8 protein-coding genes and 1 pseudogene are annotated in these 5,621 nt (G+C 25.8%); 6 read left to right on the top strand and 3 right to left on the bottom strand.

Going from position 1 to position 5,621, the window contains the following annotated elements; all coding sequences use genetic code 11:
- Window positions 1–35: 35 nt before the first annotated feature.
- Window positions 36–470, top strand: coding sequence for a hypothetical protein (locus GBG18_RS14525; protein ID WP_122893451.1), 435 nt, complete (start codon window positions 36–38; stop codon window positions 468–470).
- Window positions 471–686: 216 nt separating this feature from the next.
- Here GBG18_RS14525 and GBG18_RS14520 read toward each other — a convergent pair whose 3' ends face one another.
- Window positions 687–1,289 carry a TlpA family protein disulfide reductase gene (locus GBG18_RS14520; protein WP_122893452.1) on the bottom strand — a complete coding sequence of 201 codons (603 nt, stop codon included), beginning with the start codon at window positions 1,287–1,289 and terminating at the stop codon, window positions 687–689.
- A gap of 277 nt (window positions 1,290–1,566) precedes the next feature.
- Between GBG18_RS14520 and GBG18_RS14515 the strand changes: the two genes are divergently transcribed.
- From GBG18_RS14515 to GBG18_RS15705, 3 genes and pseudogenes are all read left to right on the top strand, one after another.
- The gene (locus GBG18_RS14515) at window positions 1,567–1,764 is read left to right on the top strand and encodes a hypothetical protein (protein ID WP_122893453.1); all 198 of its coding nucleotides are present in this window, start codon (window positions 1,567–1,569) and stop codon (window positions 1,762–1,764) included.
- A gap of 110 nt (window positions 1,765–1,874) precedes the next feature.
- Window positions 1,875–2,234: pseudogene (locus tag GBG18_RS15850) on the top strand (putative iron-sulfur cluster-binding metallochaperone); the annotation flags it as partial.
- A 24-nt stretch (window positions 2,235–2,258) separates the two neighbouring features.
- Window positions 2,259–2,420: a GDCCVxC domain-containing (seleno)protein gene (locus GBG18_RS15705; RefSeq protein WP_308418453.1), complete on the top strand. Its 162-nt coding sequence runs from the start codon at window positions 2,259–2,261 to the stop codon at window positions 2,418–2,420.
- Window positions 2,421–2,557: 137 nt separating this feature from the next.
- On the opposite strand, the gene GBG18_RS14505 is transcribed toward GBG18_RS15705, so the two are convergent.
- Both GBG18_RS14505 and GBG18_RS14500 read right to left on the bottom strand, forming a co-directional pair.
- Entirely contained in the window at window positions 2,558–3,232 is a 675-nt protein-coding gene (locus GBG18_RS14505; protein ID WP_122893455.1) for a DsbA family protein, read from the bottom strand.
- Between the two features lies 1 nt (window position 3,233).
- On the bottom strand, window positions 3,234–3,653 hold the full coding sequence (locus GBG18_RS14500) for a disulfide bond formation protein B (protein ID WP_122893456.1): 420 nt from the start codon (window positions 3,651–3,653) through the stop codon (window positions 3,234–3,236).
- 239 nt (window positions 3,654–3,892) lie between these two features.
- Here GBG18_RS14500 and GBG18_RS14495 point away from each other — a divergent pair, with 239 nt between their 5' ends.
- On the top strand, window positions 3,893–5,155 hold the full coding sequence (locus GBG18_RS14495) for an SO_0444 family Cu/Zn efflux transporter (protein ID WP_122893457.1): 1,263 nt from the start codon (window positions 3,893–3,895) through the stop codon (window positions 5,153–5,155).
- A 2-nt stretch (window positions 5,156–5,157) separates the two neighbouring features.
- The gene (locus GBG18_RS14490) at window positions 5,158–5,502 is read left to right on the top strand and encodes an ArsR/SmtB family transcription factor (protein WP_122893458.1); all 345 of its coding nucleotides are present in this window, start codon (window positions 5,158–5,160) and stop codon (window positions 5,500–5,502) included.
- Window positions 5,503–5,621: the final 119 nt, after the last annotated feature.

The raw sequence follows: 5,621 nt of genomic DNA, 5'->3' as shown, positions 1-5,621 counted from the left end.
ATAATACACCATATAAAAAATCAAAAGGATTTAAAATGAAAAAGATTATAACAACAGGTTTACTAGCAAGTTTATTAGCAGCTTCATTATATGCACAGAATGATTTCTCAGCTTTCTACCCAATAGAAAATGATGATACACCAGATTATCTTGTAGAGAATAAAGTTGAAAATTTAAATACAGTTAGCGCTTCATCAGCATCAACAATTGATGCAAATACTTTGTTAGCATTTTATCCACTAGAAAATGATGATACACCAGATTATCTTATAGATAATAAAACACAAGATTTAAATACAGTTAGAGTTTCATCAACATCAACAATTGATGCAAATACTTTGTTAGCATTTTATCCACCAGAAAATGATGATACACCAGATTATATATTAAGTAATAATAAAGATGAGATTTTATGTGCCATGAATTCAAGTGAACATAATGCAAATCATAGTTACTTAAAAAATTGCTAGTTTTTATTCTAGACTTACACTTATAAACTTTAATAGTAAGTCTAGAAAAATTTAATATTTCTTCCCTTCTACTTCTTAAACATCAAATTAATAATTACTAACTCTTTTAAATTTAAAGTTTTAAATAATTCATAGAATAAAAATATTCTATGAATTATTAGAGTATCAAATTTATATCAATTAAAAAAATTATCTATTAAAATGAGTAAACTGAGATTATCGTATCTCAAGTTTATTTTCACCTATAGCCATTTTAAGAAATATTTCATACGTTTCTAAGTCTGTTTCCCCAAGAAATTTTTTTACAAATTTTCCATCTTTAGAAAATAAAAATAGTTCAGGAATTCTTTGAACATCATCTAAATCTTTTGCTAATTTAAAGTTTTCTTCTCCAACAGTAATAGGATAAGTAATATCATACTTTTTAATAAAATCAATAATTTCTGAGGTAGGTTTATCTTCTTCTTTCTCATAAAGTACTGATATTATTTCAAAATCATCTTTATATTTTTCTCTTAACTCTTTTAAAATAGGCAGACCTTTAATACATGGGGGACACCATGTTGCAAAGAAATCAACTAAAATAGCTTTTTTACCTTTGTAATCTTTGAAGTCTAAACCTTCTTTTGTACTCGTAAGCTCAATTATCTTACCATCTGTTGTTGTAAGTTTAAATGTTTTAGATACAAACTTTTTTACATAAGGTGTATTCTTTTTAGTATTTGCAATTAAGCTATCGTCAATCTCTGATTTAGAATCACAACCTGTAAATAAAAAAAGTGATGTAAGAAATACGGCAAAAAAGTAATTAGTTTTCATGATTATCCTAATGTTTATAAGTTTTATTACTTGAAATTATAGTAATAATAAGTTAATAGATGATTAATTAAATGCCGAAAGTTCTTTTAAAAAATTTGTAGTTTCTTCTTTTGTTTGTTGATAATATAACCATTCTAAAACTTATTCACTTTCTTTATCTTTACTTTTCTAAATTTCAACCGAATATATAGAATAATTCATTTTCAAAAAGTTTTAAATAAAATATAAAATTTCCTCATTGCTTCCTTAGTAAATCTTTATAATACACCATATAAAAATGAAAAAGTTAACATTATCAGTATTAGTTGTAGGTTTATTTGCAGGAAGTCTATTTGCAAGCGAAAATAATAAAATGATGAATATGAGTAAAGAAAATTGTATAACAATGCATAAATCAATGCACCAAGATAAAACTTTAGCAACATTTGAAAAACATCAAGCAATATTAAATAATTATGGAATACCTACTCTATAATTATTTAATCCCCCTCCTCTCCTAAATTTTGAAACTTTAAAGGAATTTATAATGTGGATTTTTCATACAAAAGATATATGTCCTACTTGTAAAAACATAGCGAAAATGTTTCACCTGTTACGATTAAATCTTTAGTTAAAGAAGAATACTTAAAGGAACTTTCATCTATTGAAGACTTCCTATTCTGTCAAACACCAAATTGTGAAGTTATCTATTTTAAACTAAATGAGCTAATTAAACAAAATCAACTAATAATAGAAGTTGGATTGAAAGATTGGGCTAATCCTTCTACTATTTGTTATTGTTTTAATTGGACGAAAGAAAAAATATCTAATAAAACAAAAGCTATTGAAGATATTTCAGAAAAGATGAATAGTATTGGTTGTAATTGTGAGAATAATAACCCATCTGGAAAATGTTGTTTAAAAGATATTAAAAAGGCAGTTAAAGAATTAACTCAAAAGGAGTAAATTATGAAAATCCAATGAAAACCTATAATTACTTGTCCTCTATGTGGACATAAAGAAGAAGTTATACTAACTGACTCTTGTCAATTTTTTTATCAATGTAGAAATTGTAATAAAATGATTAGACCAAAAGGACAAGACTGTTGTATTTTTTGTTCATATGTAACAGTGCCTTCTCCTTCTATTTAAATAGTGCATAAATAATTAAATATTTATGCACTATTTTCAATGACTTGGACTTAACTTACCTTTGAATTAGAAGCAGAGAAAAATAAACTCAAGAAATTGCTACAATTATTCTTTATATAGTTTTTATATTCTTCTCTTTATTTATCCATTTCAGATTGTATTAGGTCTTTTAGATTTTGAAGTCCAAATTGTTGAAGTGGTTTTCCATTTACGTAATATGAAGGAGTTTTTGTAGCACCTAATTTTCTACCATCTTCAATATCTTGTATTACTATTTTCATTAATTCAGGGTCTTTCATGTCTTCTAATAATTTATCCATATCCAGTCCCAAATCTGAGAGGGTTCCCCAAAGATTATTCAGATTGTGTCCATTGTGTCCAGCCCAATTTCGTTGTGTTTTAAAAGAGGCTTCAAGAGATTCCAAAAACATATCTTGTTTCTTAGTAGCTTCTAACATAACTACAACCTTATCCGAATCTTTATGAAGTGGAGCATATCTAAGAACTAATTGAATTTTATCTTTATTCTTTTCCAAAATATCTTTTATGTATGGATGAAATTGAGAACAAGTTTCACAGGCAGGATCAAAGTATTCTACTAATTGTACTTTTGCATTATCAGGACCAATTGTAAAAGAGGAATCTCTTTTAAATAACACTGATTGATTTTCTGATAGAGTAACAGTTTTATTATTTTGTGATTGATTATAAGTGTATTTCATACCAAAAAATATTCCAATTAAAATTATAATAGAAATTACTATCATAGTTTTATTCTGCATTACTGTATTGTTGTTGTTTTTATTTGCCATGTTATTTTTCCTTTCCAAATACTAATAGTATAAAAAGCATAAAATATGCTATAAACGAGAGAGACGGGATAGTTATAAATCCAAACCAACTGATATATTCAGTTGAACATGGTACTCCGCTACTGCAGGGAACAATTGATTCTGGGATTATATCTAACATTAAAAGGTTATGATAAATAGCAAAAAGCAATCCAACTACTACTATAGGAAATGTATATTTATACACATTATCATCAGGATAGAGTAAATTAATTAAAAATAATATAGAAAGAGGATACATAAATATCCTTTGATACCAACACATATTACATGGAATAAATCCCATAATATCACTAAAAAATAAACTACCTAAGGTCGCACTACTTGCTACTAAAAAACATAAAAAAATGATTTTAGTACTAATTCTTATATTTAGATTCATCAAATACCTTTTATCTTTAAATATTGAAGTCTATCTCTTTAAGATTAACGAACAATTAACATCTATATTTAACACTTAATAGAAATTTTGTGAATAAGTATTTTTAGGAATATATACCATAATAGATTAAGAATTATCCCCACTATATAGTCTTAATTAAATTTTAAATAATATATCAATATAATTACAGTATATTAGATTATGCTAATATACTATCACATATTCTAAAAGGAATTATTATGGAACTATTATCAAGTTTTTTAGACAATTTTATAATTTTATTAAATGCAATGTCAATTTATATAATTTTAGGTTTATTTTTTGCAGGTATTTTAAAACAATTAATACCAGACAATTTTGTTTCATCACATTTAGGAAAAGATTCTACAAGTGCCGTTGTAAAAGCAACATTGTTTGGGATACCTTTACCTGTTTGTTCTTGTTCTGTTATCCCATTAGCACAAGGATTAAGAAAAGAAGGAGCAAGTAAGGGTGCTGTTCAAAGTTTTTTAATATCAACTCCAATTACTGGTGTTGATTCAATATTAGCTACATACTCATTATTTGGTTTTGTATTTACAACATTTAGAATTATATCTTCAATTATAATTGCAATTACAGTAGGACTTGTTCAAAACTTTGTTCAAAAAGATGACAATATACAAGTAGAAGCTTCTGAATCTTCTTGTGGTTGTTCTTCAAATTGTGATACTCCAAGTGTAAAAAAGAAGTTTTTATTTAAAAATGTTTTTAAATATGGTTATGGTACATTATTTAATGATATGGCGAAAGCACTTCTAATTGGTTTAATTTTAGGTTCAGTATTTGTTACATTTACACCAAAAGAATATACAGAAATCCTATTTGAAAATCAATTCTTAACTTATATAGTAGTTATGTTATTTGCTATGCCTTTATATACTTGTGCAACTGCTTCACTTCCTATTGCTGCTGCATTTATGTTACAAGGTATGTCACCAGGTGCTGTATTTATATTCTTAACTGCTGGACCTGCTACAAGTGCAGTTACAATGAGTGTTGTTTATAAAATGTTGGGAAGAACATCTTTAATTATATACTTAGTTGTAATAGCTATATTGGCTTTCTTCTTTGGGTATATATATGATACATTTTTTAAAGAGCTTAGTCTATTAACAATTACTATGGATAATGATGATGTAAGCATTTTTAATATTTCATCTTCTGTTGCAATGATGTTATTAATATTCTATCACTTACTAAAAGATAGGTTCAATAAAAAAGTAAATAGTTATACTAATAGCAGTGATAGTTCTATTGCTCCTAAGAATAATACATTCTCAGTAAACAATAGTCTTTCTCCAAATAAATTAAGTAATAATATTAATACTACATTGAAGAAACCTGATAACATAGAAGAGAAGAACTTTACTACTAATTTAAATAAAAACATTGATTTGACATCAAAGCCTAAGTTTAGTAATCATATACCACAAAAGAATATGTTTAGAGAGAAGGAATAAGATTGAAAAATGATACTACTTGTCTAAGAATAACAGTTGATAAAGATAAAATTGATTATGAAAAACAACAATTAATTTTAAAACAGGATATGTTTTCAGAAAAAGAGAAACTCTTTTCATTGTTAGGAAGTGAAGTTAGATTAAAAATTGTCTATCTTCTCTTAAAATATGAAAGATTATGTGTTTGTGATATTAGTGATATATTAGGTATGAAACAATCTCCTGTATCTCAACATTTAAGAAAGTTAAAAGATGCAGGGATACTTTTTTCTAAGAGAGAAGGACTTATGATTAATTATTATATTTCTTCACAATATATCCAAAAATTGTCATCATTTTTAGATTAAGGTCATTAGTTAGTTTTTCTTTATATATATTTAATATAAGAATCTTAAATATAAACTCGTATGTTTATTTTCCAAGTTACAGCTATTACTTGATTCAAATTACTGTTCTATAACCTCTT

The sequence above is a fragment of the Poseidonibacter ostreae genome (assembly GCF_009208075.1).
In the GTDB taxonomy this organism is placed as follows: domain Bacteria; phylum Campylobacterota; class Campylobacteria; order Campylobacterales; family Arcobacteraceae; genus Poseidonibacter; species Poseidonibacter ostreae.
The sequence above is the reverse complement of the archived record's forward strand: the minus strand, read 5'-3'. Positions and strand labels throughout refer to the sequence as shown.

What these genes read in the sequence shown, in the direction of transcription:
- GBG18_RS14520 (WP_122893452.1), bottom strand. Translation starts at nt 1,289, where the DNA reads ATGAAAACTAATTACTTTTTTGCCGTATTTCTTACATCACTTTTTTTA.
- GBG18_RS14515 (WP_122893453.1), top strand. Translation starts at nt 1,567, where the DNA reads ATGAAAAAGTTAACATTATCAGTATTAGTTGTAGGTTTATTTGCAGGA.
- GBG18_RS14500 (WP_122893456.1), bottom strand. Translation starts at nt 3,653, where the DNA reads ATGAATCTAAATATAAGAATTAGTACTAAAATCATTTTTTTATGTTTT.
- GBG18_RS14525 (WP_122893451.1), top strand. Translation starts at nt 36, where the DNA reads ATGAAAAAGATTATAACAACAGGTTTACTAGCAAGTTTATTAGCAGCT.
- GBG18_RS14495 (WP_122893457.1), top strand. Translation starts at nt 3,893, where the DNA reads ATGGAACTATTATCAAGTTTTTTAGACAATTTTATAATTTTATTAAAT.
- GBG18_RS14505 (WP_122893455.1), bottom strand. Translation starts at nt 3,232, where the DNA reads ATGGCAAATAAAAACAACAACAATACAGTAATGCAGAATAAAACTATG.